This is a genomic window from Geothrix oryzisoli (assembly GCF_022808865.1).
Lineage (GTDB): Bacteria > Acidobacteriota > Holophagae > Holophagales > Holophagaceae > Geothrix > Geothrix oryzisoli.
Genome location: NZ_JAKZLB010000004.1, coordinates 232,910 through 251,491, shown reverse-complemented (window position 1 = coordinate 251,491; position 18,582 = coordinate 232,910). Strand labels below are relative to the sequence as shown.

Sequence of the window (18,582 nt, the reverse complement as noted above, 5' to 3'; positions counted from 1 at the left end):
CGGTTTACGGGGCAAGAGACTCACCCCTGCACCTATGTTGCACTCTCTGCCCGATTCTTCAAAGCCTGACCACTCCGCCTCATCGCGGAGGGGACATGACCACCAAGTTCAAGAACGGGCTAGCGAAGCAGCCAGGAGGAGCCTTCCACTACTGCATCCGAGTGAATGGGAAGCAGTACAAAGGAAGCACCCGAGCCACCGACCTCCTAACAGCCAAAAAGGTCCTGGAGGAAAAACGGCGTCAAATCCTCATGGGAGAGTGTGGAGTCCGTAGGATTCCAACCCTGGGGGAAATCCGGGAAGAGTGGCTGCGGGTCCACAAGGCGGTCTACAGCACCAAACATTGGCGGGATGTTGAGATCGTCAGCCGACTATGGATCCTGCCCCATCTGCGATCGAGCCGGGTGGATCGAATCACCAACGGGGATGTCCTTCACTTACGTTCCCAGATGCTAGAGGCCGGACGATCCCCTGTGAGCGTGAATGACATGCTCAAGATTCTGAAACTGCTTGGGAATTTCGGGGTCAGGCAAGGCTACCTATCCAAGCTGCCCTTCCGAGTGCAGTTCCTCAGGGTTCAGAAGAAGCCCCGCCCAACCCTCGCGGCGGCTCAGGCCCACCAGTTCTTTGCCGCAGTGGATCGGACAGCCTGCAACCCACACATCCCTGTCTTGATTCGGGCAATGGTCGGGCTTGGATTGCGTGAATCGGAAGCCCTGGGAATGCGGTGGGAGTGGTTCAACCCAGAACAGAGAACCTATGTGGTGGGTAAGGCGAAGGGAAAAGAAGCGCGAATATTGCCGGTCCCTGGCTGGCTTTGGGATTCCATTCATGCCATGCCTATGCGCTTGAATGAGTGGGTATTCCCGGCTGAGGATGGCAGGCCCCACCGCTCCCAGTTCTGCAAGAAGCCTCTTCAGCGTGCATGTAAAGAACTAGGGCTGGGGAACCTCACCCACCATCGCTTGAGGGCGACTTTCGCATCCCTTCACGCTGAAGCTGGCACGCCAATCACCGAGATTCAGGGGATGCTGGGGCACAAGAACATCCAGACGACCATGATCTATGTGGAGACCAGTCTGGAGGCAAAGAGATCAGCCCAGGATGTGCTAAGCCTGAAACTCGGATTGGCCTGAAGGGTTGGGCTGTAGGCCGATACACCGACTCGCAGGCTAAAGGCCAGGGCCGGGTATTGCCTTACAGGAACGGTTGGAATGTCTTAAGGATTACTTCGCCGGGTTCCTTGAAAATTACAATAACGAATCAAACCTGCCCGATGAGCGTTGAGGAGTGTCGCCCATCGGTGTTCTGGGTAGTATGTGTCCCGAACTGAACCGAAAGGTCCCAATGCACAATGCGGCCCATCTCATCAATTCAACGGATCTTGAGCAAGCCTCCGACCGCATTCAATTGCGTCAGTTATTACCCGTTCTAATACGGAGACTGATATTAGCTACAAATAAAACCGTCACACTTATTGATTTCCCAGGAGACGAGGGTGTAGGTGCCCCTGGCTGGGATGGTGTGGTTGAAGCGCAAATTCCTAGCGCGCACATACCGAAAGGTAAATCAGTTTGGGAATGCGGCACCAATAAAGCACCTAATGAAAAAGCCAATCAAGACTATAGTAAAAGGAAGAAGAAGAATCCTAAATCATTTGCAAAAAATATAACATATATATTTGTTACAACCAGACGATGGCAAAATAAAACGGCATGGATAAAAAGGAAAAAATCAGAAAAATACTGGAAAAATGTATTTGTAATTGATGCTGATATGATTGCAGCATGGCTTGAACAAGCTCCGGCAACGCATTATTGGATATCATCGATTGTTGGAAAGTCTGTTGAGGATATTGAAACTCTTGACGAGTTTATGGATGGTTTTTCGTCTGCAACTCAGCCACGATTAACGCCTGAGATCTTGACGATTGGGAGAGAGTCGCTCGTAAGTACGGTTCATAATTGGGTTATGTCTGATGATAGGCATAAAAAAATTCGATTTTTTTCGCGAAACAATGGAACGGTATATTTAGCGGCTGCTTTATTTATGCTTAAAGGCCAACAAAGAGAGCATATTTTATCAAAAACGTTAATTATAAAATCACCACGTGCCTGGAACTACATGAAAATTCAAGATGGAGAATTAATATTAATTCCATCATTCATGGGTATGACCTCGGAAAACAATATAAGCGCTGGTAATCATAGAATTCTTCAGTCGATCGGAAAAGAAGATGAACCTGGTTTAACTGAATCGTTTCCAGTAGATCACAAAGGGATTAAAGCTTTCGAAACCAAATTACATGAATTTATTCAAGATGAAGTGGAATGTCGATATTTGGCTTATTTGTGGCCACAGGATTTAAACGCATTTAGAAGAAGACTTGCAGTTCATCCTGAACTATCCCGCCCTAGGTGGGCGAAACCGATAGCGGGACGCAAGATGTTGGCACCCATGCTGATTGGGGCTTGGGTGGAGGCAAATTCAAAGGATCTGGAATGCCTCGAAGCATTGACCTGCGAACCTTGGGCCAAACAGATTGATACACTGGTCCCGTGGCTGTTTCAGGATGATCCGCCGATTACATGCATTGGAGGTTCTTGGTCAATTACTTCCAGAACTGATTCATGGAATTTGTTAGCTCCATTCTTAACTCATTCAGATCTTGATAATTTTAAAAAGATAGCCTGTCTTGTCTTGGAAACATCGAATCCAAGTGTTGATGAAGATTTTATATTTAATCTCGATTTGCGAAAAAGCAGACCACCACATTTTTCCCCTGCCATAAGAAAGGGTATTGCTGAACAAATCGCGCAGATGTGTAACGAAAATGAATTGAAACCATTGGCTCAATCTAGTTTTTCTCAAGTAGCTGAATCAATTATTTATAATTGGTTCGAAGCTGCAGCAAAGAATCCAAAGCTATGGGTGTTATTGGCAGATGAAGATCTGTTTCGATACTTTGCTGAAGCATCTCCAGATTTATTTCTTACTAAGCTTGAAGAAATAATTATTGAAAATCCAAAGGTGTTTGATGAAGTCTTTATCAAGACAGACAATAGCCTACTTTCGAAAAGATCTCCTCACCCAGGTTTAATGTGGGCATTAGAGGTTATCGGGCGAATTGAGAACTATTTCCCACAAGTAATAAATATACTTATAGCACTGCACGAAATATCTCATCAAAAAATTATAAATAATACTCCACTTGAATCAGCATTGTCACTCTTGTGCCTTTGGTACCCACAAACTGACGCAAATTTCGAAAAGAGGAAATTTGTCATTGATTCGATACTTAAAAATAAAAATGAAATAGGTTGGATTATACTTACGAATCTATTACCTGGAAGAATTAATTCTGCCACAGAGAATCCGAAACCTCGATGGTATAGATCATACAAGGCCAAGGAAAATATAATTACACAAAGAGACCTCTACTATAATTATTTGGAAATATTGGAAATTGCATTTAGTCAATCAGAGGGAAATTCAAATCGATGGAATCAACTTCTAAAGCAAATTCATGATTGGCCAGAAGTATTTGTATCAAAACTCATAGATTGTATTAACTTAGAAGATATTACCAAATTTAGTGAAACCAGTCGGGAATCGCTGCGATCCACGCTCAGGGAAATTCACAGTCGCCATAAATCACACTCTGATTCTGGGTGGGCCTATAAAGCTAGGCTCCTACAAAAAATTAAAAGATTGTATAACAAATTAGAGCCAGAAAATATTATATTGAAATATGGTTGGATTTTTTCTCGAAATCCAACATTGCTGGAGGGTCGAAAATATGATTATGTTAAAGATGAACAAAAAATAAATAAAGAACGAATAAATAGTATTGAATTTATTTTTAAAGCCGGTGGTTGGGAATATATTAAAAAATTAATAAAAAATGCAGAATCGCCTGAAGCAGTAGGCTACACCTTTTCAAAAATCAATAATAATACTCGCCTTGAAAACTTAATTTTATTGAATTATTTGACGTCAGAAAATTTAAAAAATAACCAATTTTGCCGTGGATATATATATGGGATGTTTGAAAAATATGGATCAATCTGGAGTGATAATATATATGAAAAATTGAAGAAAAGAATGACTGTTAAGCAACGTGCTAATTTTCATCTTTATCTTCCCTTTGATGCGGTCAGGGTTAAATCCTTAACCGCTAAGCCTGCCAGAATCTACTGGACTAACTTCATTGGTTATGGACTTGGGGAAAAATATGATGAAATAATACCGCACTCGTTAGTAATTGTAAATCGACCATTTGCAGCACTCGAAATGCTGTGCCTTTATCATAAGAATGACAGCTCTTGGCCTGTCGATTTACTCGAAAAAATACTGAAAGAAATATTAAAACCTACACATAAAATTGATGCGCCATCCGATATGACAATTCATTATTTAGAAAAAATATATAAAAGCATGAAAGGAAATGCCTCATTCCCGGAAACTCTTTTGCTTCAGATTGATTTGTTGATGATACAAGCAAACAATATATCATGGGTTCCATCTATATTAAATTCAACTATATCCTCGGATCCTGCTATTTTTATCGAAGCGATTCAAATTGCATACATTCCAAAGGGACAACAAAGAAGAGCATTAAGTGAAGAAGAGCAGGCCAAGGCTGGTCTTGCTGATGGGGTCTTAAGGACCTGGTCAGGAATACCCGGGCTAGATCAGCAAAATACTTTTAACAAGCAGAAGGCACTCGATTGGATTGAAAGAATGAAAGCTGAACTATCAACATCCGGGCACCTTGCCGCTGGCCTGCTGAAACTCGGGAACGCTATGGGCCGATACACAGGTCATGGGACTCCGGGAAAGGAGACCTGTCTCTTGATAGAGCTAATCTCAGAACCAGATTTCGATCAAGGGTTCGAAACGGGGATCTTTAATAGTCGAGGGGTGCATTCGCGATCGATGTACGCTGGAGGACAGCAGGAACGCGACCTTGCCACTCACTTCGATTCCAATGCTGAACAGGTCAAGATATTCCCGAGAACATCGGCGATTATGCGAAGGCTAGCCGAAACTTATCGAAGGCTTGGTGGAGATCAAGACCGTGAAGAGGCGCTTCTTCGACGTCGCCCATAGTCATAAGAAAGTGATTCTCCCCCTTACTAATCGTTGTTCTTTTCTTCAGGAATGGCCGAGCGGGTGATTACCTGGGCTGTGCGGTAACGATTACAACAGGTCAATCACAGGTTCCAGCGAAAACTCCAACGCAAACAACCGCCAACATAGGCCACATCTATCTCTTGACCTATGTTGGCGGCAGCCATTCTTTCAAAATTACCCCGCCTGGGCCTGAAGCACCTTGGTCCTCCACCAGAACCAAGTGGTACGGAGGGATGCTGCGGTCACGCCACGGTAGATTACTACGTACCCCAGCACCGGATGAAGAAGTCGATCTCGCTTAAACCCCCACCCCCATTGACTCCTGGTGCTTTTAATGGCTCCTCAAGCGGTCAGCTTTTCACGGGCAAGGGCATAGACTGGTAGCAGGCCCAGGAGAGACAACCTGGGTTTGCACCTTTCTCGGGCAGGGGTTCCAACGAACGCAAGGAACCACGAGGGTTTCAAGCCGTTTCGACTTGCACCTCTATTGCACCTGCACAACCTTGAAACGCTCACAACCATGCTGAGTGGTCAGTTCTTTGATAGATCGGGCAATTCGCTGAAACCCCCGCCAGCAGTGGCTTTGGGGGCTTCACATCCGAGCCGCTAGTCGGAATTGAACCAACGACCATCCGCTTACAAGGCGGGCGCTCTACCAACTGAGCTATAGCGGCACGGTGTCCAGTCTATCGGGTTTTACGGCTTTCCTGAATGGCGCCGAGGGAAGGGGAGGCCAACCCGGTTGTTGTTCTCAGCGGTGCGGGGGCCCCATTTTCAGGCGACATTCAATCGCCTGAAAATGGACCCGCATCCGCTTCGACCCGCTATCTTGGGTCCCCAGCGGGATCCCGCTTCAGGTCTTCCATGAAGGTCTCCATCCACTTGGTGGAGAACGTTCCGGCGATGAAGTCGGGGTGGTCCATGATGCGGCGATGCAGCGGGGCCGTGGTCTTGATGCCTTCGATCACCAGGGTGTCCAGGGCGCGGCGCATGCGGGCGATGGCCTCAGAGCGGTTGGCGCCGTAGGCGATGAGCTTGGCCACCATGGAGTCGTAGTGGGGCGGGATCACCGCATCCTGGTGCATGGCGGTATCCACGCGGATGCCAGGGCCGCCGGGGAAGTGCAGAGCGGTGATGCGACCGGGGCAGGGCGTGAACTTGAAGGGGTCCTCGGCATTGATGCGGCACTCGATGGCGTGCCCCTTCTGGACCACATCTTCCTGGCGGAAGCTCAGCTTCTGGCCCGCCGCGATGCGGAGCTGCTCCTTGACGATGTCGATGCCCGTGACCAGCTCGGTGACGGGGTGCTCCACCTGGACGCGGGTGTTCATCTCCATGAAGAAGAAGTCGCCACGCTTGTCGAGGAGGAACTCGATGGTGCCTGCGTTGTAATAGCCCACGGCCTTCGCCGCCTTCACGGCGGTGTCGCAGATGCGCTGGCGCAGGGCGGGATCGAGCACCGCGCTGGGGCTCTCCTCGATGAGCTTCTGGTGGCGGCGCTGGATGGAGCACTCGCGCTCGCCCAGGTGCACCACGTTGCCGAAGAGGTCGCCCATGATCTGGACTTCGATGTGGCGCGGCTCCAGGAGGTACTTCTCCATGTAGACGGCATCGTCCCCGAAGGCGCCCTTGGCCTCGCTGCGGGCCGTGTTGTAGAGGTCCGGCAGCTCCTCGGGATTATTGCAGATGCGCATGCCGCGGCCACCGCCGCCCGCGCTGGCCTTGACGATGACGGGGTAGCCGATCTGCTCGGCCACGACCAGGGCCTCTTCGACGGTCTCGATGATGCCGTCGCTGCCGGGCATCAGGGGGACACCCGCCTCCAGCATGGTGGCCTTGGCCTGGGCCTTGTTGCCCATCTTGCGGATGATCTCGGGGCTGGGGCCGATGAAGGTGATGCCGCAGGCCTGGCAGACTTCCACGAAGTGCGCGTTCTCGCTGAGGAAGCCGTAGCCGGGGTGGATGGCCTCGGCGCCGGTGACTTCAGCCGCCGCGATCACCTGGGGGATGTTCAGGTAGGACTTCGAGGACGGCGGGGGCCCGATGCAGACTTCCTCATCGGCGAACCGCACGTGCAGGGCGTTGCGGTCGGCCTCGGAGTAGACGGCCACGGTCTGGATGCCCATCTCCTTGCAGGCGAGGATCACGCGGAGCGCGATCTCACCGCGGTTGGCGATGAGCACCTTCTTGAAGGGCGGTGCGTCCGGCGCGGCGGGTGCGGGCTGCGGGCCCTTGCGCTTGATGGCGGAGGCCATGGCTAACCGATCCGGACCGCGAAGAGGCGCTCGCCGTACTCGACGGGGGTGCCGTTCTCCACCAGCACCTTCACGACCTCGCCGGCCACATCGCACTCGATCTCGTTCATGAGCTTCATGGCCTCGACGATGCAGAGGGTCTGGCCAGGCTTCACGAAGTCGCCCGGAGAGGCGTAGGGGGCTGCCGTGGGGTTGGAGGCGCGGTAGAAGGTCCCCACGATGGGGCTGGTGACGTAGTGGATGCTGGGGTCATCGATCGGGACCGCCGGAGCGGCGGGGGCCAAGGGCGCCGCCATGTGGGCGGCGGGAGCGAGCGGCGCCACCGGGGCGGCGACCACCACCGGAGCGGCCTGCACGATGGGGGCCGGACCATCCTTGCGGATGCGGAAGCGCATGTCGCCGGCTTCGAACTCGAACTCCTGGAAGGGCTCGCGGCCCACCAGGGCGATCAGGGCCTTGATCTCGTCCAGGCCCAGGGGGGTGCTCGGGGCGGTGCTGCGGGGGGCCGTGGCCTTGGGCGTGGCCTTGGGGGCGGCGGGCTTGGGAGCCTGGGCGGGCTTCTTGGCGGCAGCGGGCTTCTTGCGGGAGGTGCTCATCAATGCTCCAACGATCGGATCGGGCTGGGGAAGGGAACGAGCATAGCAAACCAGCCGGAGAGGGTCAGGTCACGATTCTTCCGGGGGGGCGGCGGCCGGGGCCTTCTTGCGAAGCCGGGGGCCGGTTTCTTCAGGGCGGAACTCTTTGCGGGCGGCATCCAGGATGCCGTTGAGGAATTGCGTGCCTTCCTGGTCGCTGAATTCCTTCACGATCTCCAGAGCCTCGTTGATGACGATGGGGAAGGGCACTTCCTTGACGTACATCAACTCGTAGAGCCCCAGGCGGAGCAGGTTGCGGTCCACGGCGGCCATGCGGTGGATCTTCCAGTGCTCGGCGTACTTCGTCAGCACGAGGTCGATCTCGTCCATGTGGCCATGCACGCCGTCCACCAGCCGGCGGGCGTAATAGAACGCATCCCGGTTCAAGTCCTGGATGGCATAGAATCCCGCGAACACCTGATCCGGCGCGTAGCCGGAAAGGTCCATGGCGTACAGCATCTGCAGGGCGTACTCGCGCCCCCGGCGGCGAACTCCCATCTACTTGCGCCCCTTCGTCCCGGCCTTGAGGGTGTGGGCGAGGTCGGCCATCTCGAGGACGCTCTGGGCGGCCTCCCAGCCCTTGTTGCCCATCTTGGCGCCGGCCCGGTCGATGGCCTGCTCCACGCTGTCCGTGGTCAGCACGCCGAAGGACAGCGGCAAGCCGGTCTCCAGGGCCACCTGGGCGGCGCCCTTGGTGACCTCGGCGGCGATCATGTCGAAGTGGGGCGTGCCGCCCCGGATCACCGAGCCCAGCACGATGACGCCAGCGTAGCGGCCACTCTGGGCCGCCAGCTTGGCCGCCTGGGGCAGCTCGAAGCTCCCCGGGACGCGGATGAGGTCCATCTGGTCTTCGTGGCCGCCATGGCGGAGGATGCAGTCCTTGGCGCCCTCGATGAGGCGCTCCACGATGAAATCGTTCCAACGCGAGGCCACCAGCGCGAAGCGATCGCCGTCGTGGACGCGGATGTGGCCCTCAAAGATCCCCATGGGAACCCCCCGAAAGGTGGTCAAGAACTGATGAGGCTAGCATACCCCGTGGCAGCGGTCACTCGGAAAAGGCCCGGGGCATGGCCCCGGGCCTTTTCCGGGAGGGAGCAGACCTAGACCTGGACGGTGTCCGCGACCTCGCGGAAGTCCGCGATCTGGTCGAAGTTCATGTACCGGTAGATGTCCTTCGCCTTGGCGTCCACGACGCCGATCTGGGCCTGGTACTCCGCCACGGTGGGGATCTTCCCGAGGAGGGCGCAGATGGCGGCCAGCTCGGCGGAGCCGAGGTACACCCGGGTGTCGAGGCCCAGGCGGTTCGGGAAGTTGCGGGTGGAGGTGGACATGGCCGTGCTGCCCTTGCGGACCTGGGCCTGGTTGCCCATGCACAGCGAGCAGCCGGGCATCTCCATGCGGGCGCCGGTGCGGCCGAGGATGCCGTAGTAGCCCTCCTGGGTGAGGATGTAGGCGTCCATCTTGGTGGGCGGGGCGATCCAGAGCCGGGTGGAGAGGTCGGTCTTGCCGTCCAGCAGCTTCCCGGCGGCGCGGAAGTGGCCGATGTTGGTCATGCAGGAGCCGATGAACACCTCGTCGATCGTGTCGCCGGCCACGGCGGAGAGCAGCTTCACGTCGTCCGGATCGTTCGGGCAGGCCACGATGGGCTCCTTCACGTCCGCGAGGTTGATCTCGATGACGGCGGCGTATTCGGCATCCGCATCGGGGGCCAGCAGCTCCGGCTTGGCGATCCAGGCCTGCATGGCCTTGATGCGGTTCTCCAGCGTCTCGCGGTGCTCGTAGCCGTTGGCGATCATCCACTTCATGAGCGTGATGTTCGAGGTCATGTACTCGATGATCGGTTCCTTGTCCAAGCGCACCGCGCAGCCGGCGGCGGACCGCTCGGCGGAGGCGTCCGTCAGCTCGAAGGCCTGCTCGACCTTCAGCTTGGGCAGGCCCTCGATCTCAAGGATGCGGCCGCTGAAGATGTTCTTCTTGCCCTTCTTCTCGACAGTGAGCAGCCCCTGCTGGATGGCGTAGTAGGGGATGGCGTTCACCAGATCGCGCAGGGTGACGCCGGGCTGCAGCTCGCCCTTGAAGCGCACCAGCACGGATTCCGGCATGTCCAGGGGCATGACGCCCGTGGCGGCGGCGAAGGCCACCAGGCCCGAACCGGCGGGGAAGGAGATGCCGATGGGGAAGCGGGTGTGGGAGTCGCCGCCGGTGCCCACGGTGTCGGGCAGGAGCAGGCGGTTCAGCCAGCTGTGGATGACGCCGTCGCCGGGCTTCAGGGACACGCCGCCGCGGTGGGTGATGAAGGGGGGCAGCTCGCGGTGGGTCTTCACGTCCACGGGCTTGGGGTAGGGCGCGGTGTGGCAGAAGGACTGCATCACCATGTCGGCGGAGAACTGCAGGCAGGCCAGGTCCTTCAGCTCGTCGCGGGTCATGGGGCCCGTGGTGTCCTGGGAGCCGACGGTGGTCATCCTGGGCTCGCAGTAGGTGCCGGGGCGGATGCCGGCGACCCCGCAGGCTTTGCCGACCATCTTTTGGGCCAGGCTGAAGCCCTTGCCGGTGTCCTTGGGCACGGCCGGCAGGCGGAAGATGGTGGAGGCGGGCAGGCCCAGGGCCGCCCGGGCCTTGGTGGTCAGGCCCCGGCCGATGATGAGGGGGATGCGGCCGCCGGCGCGCACTTCGTCGAAGATCACCTCGGACTTCACCTTGAACTCGGCGATGACCTTCCCGTTCTTCAGGGCCTTGCCCTCGTAGGGGCGCAGCTCGATGACATCGCCCATCTCCATGCCGTTCACGTCCAGCTCGATGGGCAGGGCGCCGGCATCTTCCATCGTGTTGTAGAAGATGGGGGCGATCTTGGAGCCCAGGCAGACGCCGCCGAAGCGCTTGTTGGGCACGAAGGGGATGTCCTCGCCCGTGAACCACAGCACGGAGTTGGTGGCCGACTTGCGGGAGGAGCCCGTGCCCACCACGTCGCCGACATAGGCCACCAGGTTCCCCTTGGCCTTGAGGGCTTCCAGCTGCTTGAGGGGGCCGACCTTGCCGGGATCGTCAGGGTTGATGCCGGGCCGGGCATTCTTCAGCATGGCCAGGCCATGGAGCGGGATGTCGGGGCGGCTCCAGGCGTCGGGGGCGGGAGAGAGGTCGTCGGTGTTGGTCTCGCCGCTGACCTTGAAGACCGTCAGGGTGAGGCTCTGGGGCACTTCGGGCCGGCTGGTGAACCACTCGGCCTCGGCCCAGGACTTCAGCACGGCCTTCGCGTTCGCATTGCCCTGGTCGGCCTTGGCCTTCACGTCCTCGAAGGCGTCGAAGACCAGCAGGGTCTTCTTGAGGCCCTCGGCGGCGATCCCGCCCACGGTGGCGTCGTCCAGCAGGTCGATGAGGGGCTTCACGTTGAAGCCGCCCAGCATGGTGCCGAGCAGCTCCGTGGCCTTCTCGCGGGAGACCAGGGCCACCTTCTCCCTGCCGCTGGCCACGGCGGCCAGGAAGGCGGCCTTCACGCGGGCGGCGTCATCCACGCCGGCGGGCACGCGGTGGGTCAGCAGGTCGAGGAGGAAGGCCTCTTCGCCCTTGGGGGGATTGGCCAGCAGGTGGGTGAGCTCGTCGGTCTGAGCTTCGGTGAGCGGCAGGGGCGGAATCCCGAGGGCGGCACGCTCGGCAACGTGTTGGCGATAGGCTTGCAGCACGGTCAACTCCCCTGTGGACGCCCCTGGGCGCGATCGAATGGCTTTGGCGGGGCACCGTCCCCGCAGCGGGCGGGCATAGACTCCCGCCACGTCCATTCTACATGGGCCGCCCCGGAGGAACGCCGCCCGGCGCCGTCTTCGAGGCTAATTCCTAGTAGCCTGCCGCCTGGCCGTCCTTTCGCGACTCGCTGGCCCCGAAGTAGACCTTCTGCCGGGGATCCCAGCGGATGGCCTGGTAGCCACCGTAGCCGCCGAACATCCAGCCCACGCCATGGCCACGGTTCATCAGCTCGCGGACCGTCTCGTAGGGGAAGCCACTCTCCAGCTGGATGGTACCTGGCAGCTTCCCCTTCTCGCCCGTAGGCTCCGGGGAGCCGTCGTGGCTCATGCGGGGCGCGTCGCCGGCCTCCTGGGCGTTCATGCCGAAATCGATGAGGTCCATGACGATCTGCACATGGCCGATGGGCTGGAACTCACCGCCCATGACCCCGTAGCTGAGGAAGGGCTGACCATCCTTGGTGATGAAGCCCGGGATGATGGTGTGGAAGGGCCGCTTGCCCGGCGCGTAGGTGTTGGCGTTGCCCTCCTCCAGGTTGAACAGCTCGCCGCGGTCCTGGAGGCAGAACCCCAGGTCGCCGGGCGTCATGCCGCTGCCCATGCCGCGGTAGTTGCTCTGGATGAGGCTCACCATGTTGCCTTCGCCGTCGGCGGTGGTGAGGTAGACCGTATCGCCTTCCTTCAGGGGCGGGTGGCCCGCCTCCAGGCGACGCGACGCGCGGTCGCCGATGAGGGCCCGGCGCTGGGCGGCGTAGTCCTTCGACAGCAGCCAGGAGAGGGGCACCTTCATGAAGGCCGCATCGGCGTAGAACTTCGCCCGGTCCTCGAAGGCCAGCTTCTTGGCCTCGGTGAACAGGTGCACGTGCTGGGGGCTGCCGAAGGGGATCTTCGAGAAGTCGTAGCCCTCGAGGATGTTCAGCATCTGGAGCGCCGCGATGCCCTGGCCGTTGGGAGGCAGCTCCCATACGTCGTAGCCGCGGTAGTTCACGCTGACGGGTTCCACCCAGTCCGAGTGGTGGGCGGCCAGGTCCTCGTAGCTGAGGAAGCCGCCGTTGGCCTTCATGTAGGCATCGATCTTCCGGGCGATCTCGCCCTTGTAGAAGGCGTCGCGGCCGTCCCGGGCCAGGATCTCCAGCGTCCTGGCCAGGCGCGGATTGCGGATGACCTCGCCGCTCACGGGGCCCCGCTTGCCGTCCACGGTGAAGGTTTCCAGGAAGCCCGGGTACTTGCCCAGCACGGGCACGCTGCGGCCCCAATAGTAGGCGATGAGCTCAGATACCGGGAACCCATCCTTGGCGTACCGGATGGCGGGGGCCAGCACCTGCGCCATGGGCAGCTTGCCGAACTTCCTGTGCAACTCGAACCAGCCGTCCACGCAGCCGGGCACGCTCACGGGCAGGGGGCCCTGGGCGGGGATGTGCTTGAGGCCCAGCTTCTTGAAGTGATCCAGCGTGAGCGATTTCGGAGAGCGGCCGCTGCCGTTGAGGCCGTGCAGCTTCTTCGTCTTCGCGTCCCACACGATGGCGTAGAGGTCGCCCCCCATGCCGCTGCCCGTGGGCTCCATGAGGCCCAGGGCCGCGTCCGCGGCGATGGCGGCATCCACCGCAGAGCCGCCCTGCTTGAGGATGTCCAGGGCGATCTGGGTCACCAGGGCCTGGCTGGTGCAGGCCATGCCGTGCTGGGCCGCCACCTCCGAGCGCGTGGCGAAGGCCCGGCCGGTGACCCGGTCCCCGCCGGTGAGCGGGGACAGGGCCATCAGACCCACTGTGAACGAAGCCAGCGCGCGGAGCAGCGGAGGGCGCATGAAGTCTCCTGTCGTCAGTCCTGGGGGTCGTCCGCCGTGGGCCAGCACGACTCGGCGGCGCGGCGGGTGGTGACGGTGATCGTGGGGCCTGCGGGGGCCATGAACTTGGGGTCCAGGATCTTGGCGATCCGGTCCTTCAGGTCATCCAGGTGGGCGCGGGTGGCCTTATCCCCGGCGGGCCGGGAGACGAGGCCCTGGAGGGTCTTCAGCTCCGCCCGCACCATGCCGTGGGTGTCGTCGCTGGCGTTCACGGGCAGCAGGGAGAGGCCGAGCCCGCCCATGGCCAGGCTGGGGGCCGGCGACAGGTTCAGCAGGTTGCCGAGCTGCTCGAGGTAGGCGCGCTGGAGGTTCCGGCGGGCGGGGGCCACCTTCGCTCCCGGCGCCTGCAGTTCGGTGAAGATGCCGCTCCGCAGGTCCGCCAGCAGCTGGGCCGTGGTGTAGGCCTGGTCGCCCAGCAGGGCCTCCTGCTCTTCGAGCCGGGTCAGCCGGGCGCGGTCCAGGAGGGCGCTGAGGATGCCGCGCTGGGCGGCCAGCAGGCGCAGCTGTCCGGCGTCGGGCTCCAGCTTGGCCAGCAGGGCCGGGTCCATCAGCCAGGTGGGCGTCTTGAAGAGGGCTCCGTTGAGGTATTTCACGGCCTCGGCCTGGCGGCTCCGGGGGACCGGCGTGAAGCGGCCGCCCTCCTGGCCCGCGTGCTTGTTCTCGGTGTCGAAGCCGCCGACCAGCACGGCCACGTGCCCCAGTTCCCGGCGCCACTGGCCCCAGATGGCCTCGTAGAGGTGGGCGAAGTCCTTGAAGTCCTCGCCGGGCTTCAGGGCCGCCTTCGGCAGGAACCCGACCACGCGCTGGAGGTTCTTCGTGCCGAGGGTGGTGGCCTTCACGGCATCCGCATCGCCCACGGCCTCGGTCTGCTCGCCCGGGTCCACGCCCGCGCCGCCGGCGGTGGAGAAGCGCAGCCAGGGCTCCTTCTCCTGCACCTTCAGCCAGTCGTTCAGCACGGGCTTCTCGTCATCCGCGGTCTTCGCGGCGGGAATCGGCGTATAGCCCCACTTCACCGCGAACTTGTCGTAGGGGCCGAGCTTCGGGATGAGGTCGGCGGGATCGAAGCCATCCTCGGGCTGGGCCACGTAGTTGAAGCGGCAATAGTCCATCAGGGTGGACACGTGACCCATCTGCTTGACCCAGGCCTTGTCGCGGATCTTCTCGAAGGGGTACTGGGAGCTGGCCTTGAAGTTGTGGGGGAAGCCCAGGGAATGGCCCACCTCGTGGGTCACCACGTAGGCGAGCAACTCGCCCATGAGGCCATCGGGCAGGGGCAGGGTCTGGGCCCGCTTGTCCAGGGGCGCCACCTGGGTGAAGTACCAGTCCCGCTGGAGCTGCAGGATGTTGTGGTAGATGACGATGTCGGCTTCCAGGATCTCGCCCGTGCGGGGGTCGCTGATGTGGGGCCCGTAGGCGTTGGCCACCGGCGAGGGCACCCAGCGGATCACGGAGTAGCGGGCATCCCCGGCGTCGAAATCCGGATCCTCCTCCTTGGTGGGCGCCAGCTTCGCGATGATGGCCCCCTTGAAGCCGGCACCCTCGAAAGCGGGCTGCCAGGCCTCCACGCCCTTCTTCACGAAGGGCACCCACTGGGCTGGCGTGGCGCGGTCGATGTAGAAGGTGATGGGCTTCACCGGCTCGCTCACCGCCGCGGCGGGATCCTTCTTCTCCAGGCGCCAGCGCGTGATGTAGGTGCGCTGGGCGGCCTCATGCACGGGGCGGCCGTAGTCCGTGTTCCGCACACTGAAGAAGCCAAGGCGCTCGTCGGAGACGCGAGCCATCATGGGCTTTGCGGGCAGCTCTACGAAGGAATAGAACATCGTCACGGTGCCGCTGGTGCCGGGCCGGAGCGTGGGCGTGCCGAAGGGCGAGGGCGTCGGGAAGCCCGTGGCGCCCGCCGGGCTGAAGGGCACGCTGTAGGTCTGAAGAGCCTCGACGTTGAGGTTGGCCGGGAAGGCCTTCACCTTGTCCACGAAGCTGCGGGAGGCGTCGAACATCTGGGCGCCCAGCAGCTGGCGGGCGCTGTACTCGGGAACCTCCGTGGTGAACAGGCGGCTGGCCTCGATGACGGGCGAGCCGTCCTTGGCGAAGGCCTCCACGGGGAAGCTCATGAGGATGGTGTCGCTGCTGGCGGCTTCCACGGCCTTGGCGATGGGTTTGGAGGGATCGGCCACCACCGAATGGGAGACCTGCTGCAGCAGCACCCGGTGCTCCTTCAGCACCCAGCGCACGGTGTCTGAATCCACCACCCTCCCCGCATGGTCGATGTTGGCCGGGGTGCGGTTGGCCGACACCACCAGCAGCAGCTCTTGCCCGAGCCGGCCCTTGGGGATCTCGAAATAGAGCTTGCCCTTCAATTGATGCACCTTGATCAGGCCCTCCTGGGACTTCGCCTCCGGGGTGATCACCTTGTCGTAGGGCTTGGGTTCGGAAGCCTCCGGCGCGGCCGCGGGGCGGGGCGTGGGGGCGCCGCCATTGGCGGGGGGGGCCTGGATGGTGGGGCGCTGGGCGGTGAGCAGACTGGCCGCGAGGGCCAAGGCGAGGCTGGTCAGGCATCGGGTCGTCATGGAGGCTCCGGGGAACTGGCCCCCATGGTAGATGGAATTGCCTCGCAATTCGAGGGTCATGTGCGGCCCCTCAAGTTCCGGATCCGAAAGGAATCCTGGGACACTGGGTCAGAGGTGCCCATGTCCTTCGACGCCACTGCCCGGGAGACTCATCTCCTCCGCTACCGCCAGGGCCCGGCCCTGTTGCGCCAGGCCTGGGAGGAGGTCCCCGGGGAGGCCCGGGTCTGGCGCCCCGGCGAGGGCCGGTGGAGCGCCCACGAGGTGGTGATCCATTGCGCGGACTCGGAGACCTACGCCGCCACCCGCATCCGGCTCCTGCTGGCCGAGCCCGACCCGCTCATCGTGGGCTATGACGAAAACGAATGGGCGAGGCGCTTCGACTACCACGCCTCGGATCCGGAGTTGGCGCTGCGCCTGATCGAGCTGGTGCGCGCCCACACGTCGGCCCTGCTCGACCGGCTGCCGGAGGCGGCCTGGGGCCGGCTGGGCCGCCACACCCACAGCGGGCCCTACGGCACCGACGACTGGCTGCGCAGCTATGCGGCCCACCTGGAGATCCACGCCGCCCAGATCCGCCGGAACCTGGCCGCCTGGGGGAGCCGGCATGTCCGCTGAGCTCGATCTGGCCGCCTACCGGCGGCGCATCGGTTACGACGGCGCGCTGGAACCCCGCCTGGACGTGCTCCGTGCCCTCCACCTGGCCCACGCCACGGCAATCCCGTTCGAGAACCTGGACATCCAGCTGGGCCTGCCCATCCGGCTGGATCTGGCCTCGCTCCAGGACAAGCTGGTGCGGCGGCGGCGCGGGGGCTACTGCTTCGAGCAGAACACCCTGTTCCTGGCCGTGCTGACGGCGGCGGGGTTCGAGGTCATGCCCTGCGAGGCCCGGGTCCGCCTGGGGGCGCAGGAGATCCTGCCCCGCACCCACATGCTGCTGGTCGTGCGGTTGGCCGGCGGTGCCTGGCTCTGCGACGTGGGGTTCGGCGGCGAAGGGCTGCTCCAGCCCGTTCCACTGGACGGTCAGGCCCACCCCCAGTTCCAGAACGTCTACCGGGTCGCTGGGGAGCAGGGCCTGTGTGTCCTGCAATCCCGCCGCGGGGAGGACTGGGAGGATCTCTACGCCTTTCAGCCCGAGGCGCGCTTCCCCGTCGATTTCGAAATGGCCAACCACTACACCAGCACCCACCCGGAATCGCGGTTCATCCGGACGCTCACGGCCCAGCTGCCCGGCCCCGAGGTGCGCCGCATCCTCCGGAACCGGGCCTATGCGGAGCTCCGCGGCGCTGAGGTGAGCGGCCGGGAGTTGGCGCCGGAGGAGGTGATCCCCGTCCTGCGCACGGTCTTCGGCCTGGACCTTCCGGAAGGGGCGAGGTTCCGGGCCTTCGAAAACTAACGCGCCCCGTACCGGCCGGGAAGGGCCGCCAGCTCCCGGGCCACAGCCTCGTCCAGCCGTGCCCGGGGTCCCTCCTCAAGCTGTCCGGCCAGGGGGTAGATCCGCTCCTCCTCGAGGGCGTTGTGGGGGATCAGCCGCCGGCGGACCGTCTCCACCGAGGCCTTCACCGAAGCCCAGTCCACGTCGGGACCCTTTAGCGCGTTCACCGCCGAGGCCAGGGTGGCCATGAAGACATCGTGGTCCTCCCGCAGCCCCCGGAGGGAGGCCGCCAGGTCGGGCCACGCTTCCACCAGGACCGGGAACAGCGCCGTGTGCTCGGCCCGGATGTGCACCGCGAGGCGCATCCAGATCCGGTCGATGGCGCGATGGGCCTCGGTCCGGGCCTCCCGATCCATCGCCGCCCGGGCCTCCCGGAAGAGGGCGTCGATCTCGCCGTGGTCCGCCGCCAACCGGATGGCCAGGGGAGCATCGGATGACGACCTGGGCACAGGACCTCCTCCGGGTTCGTGGAATCATGGTGCCATGTCCAAGGCACCTTCCACGAATGCGACCCGGCTGCTCAGGCAGGCGGGCGTGCCCTACACCGAGCATCTGTACCGCTACGAGGACCATGGCGGCACCGCCGTGAGTGCCCGGGAGCTGGGGGTGGACGAGCACGCGGTCATCAAGACCCTGGTGATGGAGGATGAGAAGGGCGCGCCCCTCATCATCCTCATGCACGGAGATCGCGAGGTGAGCACCAAGGAACTGGCCCGCCAGATCGGCGCGAAGGCGGTGCAGCCGTGCAAGCCCGAGGTCGCCAACCGGCACAGCGGCTACCTGGTGGGCGGCACCAGCCCCCTGGGCACGAAGAAGGCCCTGCCGGTCCATGCCGAGGCCAGCCTCTTCGATCTGGAGCGCATCTACCTCAACGGCGGCAGCCGGGGCTTCCTGGTGGGCCTCGATCCGAAGGACCTGGACCGGGTGCTGAAGGTGACCCGCGTGAAGGTGGCGATACCCTAGCACCCCGGATTCAAGGA

13 protein-coding genes and 1 tRNA gene are annotated in these 18,582 nt (G+C 60.9%); 5 read left to right on the top strand and 9 right to left on the bottom strand.

What is annotated here, in order from left to right:
• Positions 1-95: 95 nt before the first annotated feature.
• Positions 96-1,136 carry a tyrosine-type recombinase/integrase gene (locus MLE43_RS12310; protein ID WP_243304448.1) on the top strand — a complete coding sequence of 347 codons (1,041 nt, stop codon included), beginning with the start codon at positions 96-98 and terminating at the stop codon, positions 1,134-1,136.
• Positions 1,137-1,347: 211 nt separating this feature from the next.
• Positions 1,348-5,112 carry a hypothetical protein gene (locus tag MLE43_RS12305; protein WP_243304447.1) on the top strand — a complete coding sequence of 1,255 codons (3,765 nt, stop codon included), beginning with the start codon at positions 1,348-1,350 and terminating at the stop codon, positions 5,110-5,112.
• Between the two features lie 625 nt (positions 5,113-5,737).
• Here MLE43_RS12305 and MLE43_RS12300 read toward each other — a convergent pair.
• From MLE43_RS12300 to MLE43_RS12265, 8 genes are all read right to left on the bottom strand, one after another.
• Positions 5,738-5,810, bottom strand: a tRNA-Thr gene (locus MLE43_RS12300).
• A 150-nt stretch (positions 5,811-5,960) separates the two neighbouring features.
• On the bottom strand, positions 5,961-7,391 hold the full coding sequence (gene accC, locus MLE43_RS12295; RefSeq protein ID WP_243304445.1) for an acetyl-CoA carboxylase biotin carboxylase subunit: 1,431 nt from the start codon (positions 7,389-7,391) through the stop codon (positions 5,961-5,963).
• 2 nt (positions 7,392-7,393) lie between these two features.
• Positions 7,394-7,987, bottom strand: a complete 594-nt coding sequence (gene accB, locus MLE43_RS12290; protein ID WP_243304443.1) for an acetyl-CoA carboxylase biotin carboxyl carrier protein — start codon at positions 7,985-7,987, stop codon at positions 7,394-7,396.
• A gap of 69 nt (positions 7,988-8,056) precedes the next feature.
• Complete coding sequence (gene nusB / locus MLE43_RS12285) at positions 8,057-8,524, bottom strand: transcription antitermination factor NusB (protein ID WP_243304441.1); 468 nt, start codon at positions 8,522-8,524, stop codon at positions 8,057-8,059.
• Positions 8,525-9,013 carry a 6,7-dimethyl-8-ribityllumazine synthase gene (gene ribH / locus MLE43_RS12280; RefSeq protein ID WP_243304439.1) on the bottom strand — a complete coding sequence of 163 codons (489 nt, stop codon included), beginning with the start codon at positions 9,011-9,013 and terminating at the stop codon, positions 8,525-8,527.
• Positions 9,014-9,126: 113 nt separating this feature from the next.
• Entirely contained in the window at positions 9,127-11,703 is a 2,577-nt protein-coding gene (gene acnB, locus MLE43_RS12275; RefSeq protein ID WP_243304438.1) for a bifunctional aconitate hydratase 2/2-methylisocitrate dehydratase, read from the bottom strand.
• A gap of 151 nt (positions 11,704-11,854) precedes the next feature.
• Positions 11,855-13,564 (bottom strand): gamma-glutamyltransferase, encoded by a 1,710-nt coding sequence (gene ggt, locus MLE43_RS12270; protein ID WP_243304436.1) that lies wholly within the window; start codon positions 13,562-13,564, stop codon positions 11,855-11,857.
• A gap of 14 nt (positions 13,565-13,578) precedes the next feature.
• Positions 13,579-16,170, bottom strand: a complete 2,592-nt coding sequence (locus tag MLE43_RS12265; protein WP_243304434.1) for a zinc-dependent metalloprotease — start codon at positions 16,168-16,170, stop codon at positions 13,579-13,581.
• 120 nt (positions 16,171-16,290) lie between these two features.
• Here MLE43_RS12265 and MLE43_RS12260 point away from each other — a divergent pair, with 120 nt between their 5' ends.
• Together MLE43_RS12260 and MLE43_RS12255 are read left to right on the top strand one after the other, a co-directional pair.
• Positions 16,291-16,785 (top strand): DinB family protein, encoded by a 495-nt coding sequence (locus tag MLE43_RS12260; protein WP_243304430.1) that lies wholly within the window; start codon positions 16,291-16,293, stop codon positions 16,783-16,785.
• On the top strand, positions 16,775-17,563 hold the full coding sequence (locus MLE43_RS12255; RefSeq protein WP_243304428.1) for an arylamine N-acetyltransferase family protein: 789 nt from the start codon (positions 16,775-16,777) through the stop codon (positions 17,561-17,563). Before MLE43_RS12260 ends, MLE43_RS12255 begins: the two co-directional genes overlap by 11 nt.
• On the opposite strand, the gene MLE43_RS12250 is transcribed toward MLE43_RS12255, so the two are convergent.
• Complete coding sequence (locus MLE43_RS12250; protein WP_243304426.1) at positions 17,560-18,051, bottom strand: hemerythrin domain-containing protein; 492 nt, start codon at positions 18,049-18,051, stop codon at positions 17,560-17,562. The genes MLE43_RS12255 and MLE43_RS12250 overlap by 4 nt on opposite strands.
• A gap of 34 nt (positions 18,052-18,085) precedes the next feature.
• Between MLE43_RS12250 and ybaK the strand changes: the two genes are divergently transcribed.
• Entirely contained in the window at positions 18,086-18,565 is a 480-nt protein-coding gene (gene ybaK / locus MLE43_RS12245) for a Cys-tRNA(Pro) deacylase (RefSeq protein ID WP_243304424.1), read from the top strand.
• Positions 18,566-18,582 lie beyond the last annotated feature (17 nt).

Coding starts and splice junctions, on each gene's coding strand:
- MLE43_RS12310 (WP_243304448.1), top strand. CDS start 96: ATGACCACCAAGTTCAAGAACGGGCTAGCGAAGCAGCCAGGAGGAGCC.
- MLE43_RS12305 (WP_243304447.1), top strand. CDS start 1,348: ATGCACAATGCGGCCCATCTCATCAATTCAACGGATCTTGAGCAAGCC.
- accC (WP_243304445.1), bottom strand. CDS start 7,391: ATGGCCTCCGCCATCAAGCGCAAGGGCCCGCAGCCCGCACCCGCCGCG.
- accB (WP_243304443.1), bottom strand. CDS start 7,987: ATGAGCACCTCCCGCAAGAAGCCCGCTGCCGCCAAGAAGCCCGCCCAG.
- nusB (WP_243304441.1), bottom strand. CDS start 8,524: ATGGGAGTTCGCCGCCGGGGGCGCGAGTACGCCCTGCAGATGCTGTAC.
- ribH (WP_243304439.1), bottom strand. CDS start 9,013: ATGGGGATCTTTGAGGGCCACATCCGCGTCCACGACGGCGATCGCTTC.
- ggt (WP_243304436.1), bottom strand. CDS start 13,564: ATGCGCCCTCCGCTGCTCCGCGCGCTGGCTTCGTTCACAGTGGGTCTG.
- MLE43_RS12265 (WP_243304434.1), bottom strand. CDS start 16,170: ATGACGACCCGATGCCTGACCAGCCTCGCCTTGGCCCTCGCGGCCAGT.
- MLE43_RS12260 (WP_243304430.1), top strand. CDS start 16,291: ATGTCCTTCGACGCCACTGCCCGGGAGACTCATCTCCTCCGCTACCGC.
- MLE43_RS12255 (WP_243304428.1), top strand. CDS start 16,775: ATGTCCGCTGAGCTCGATCTGGCCGCCTACCGGCGGCGCATCGGTTAC.
- ybaK (WP_243304424.1), top strand. CDS start 18,086: ATGTCCAAGGCACCTTCCACGAATGCGACCCGGCTGCTCAGGCAGGCG.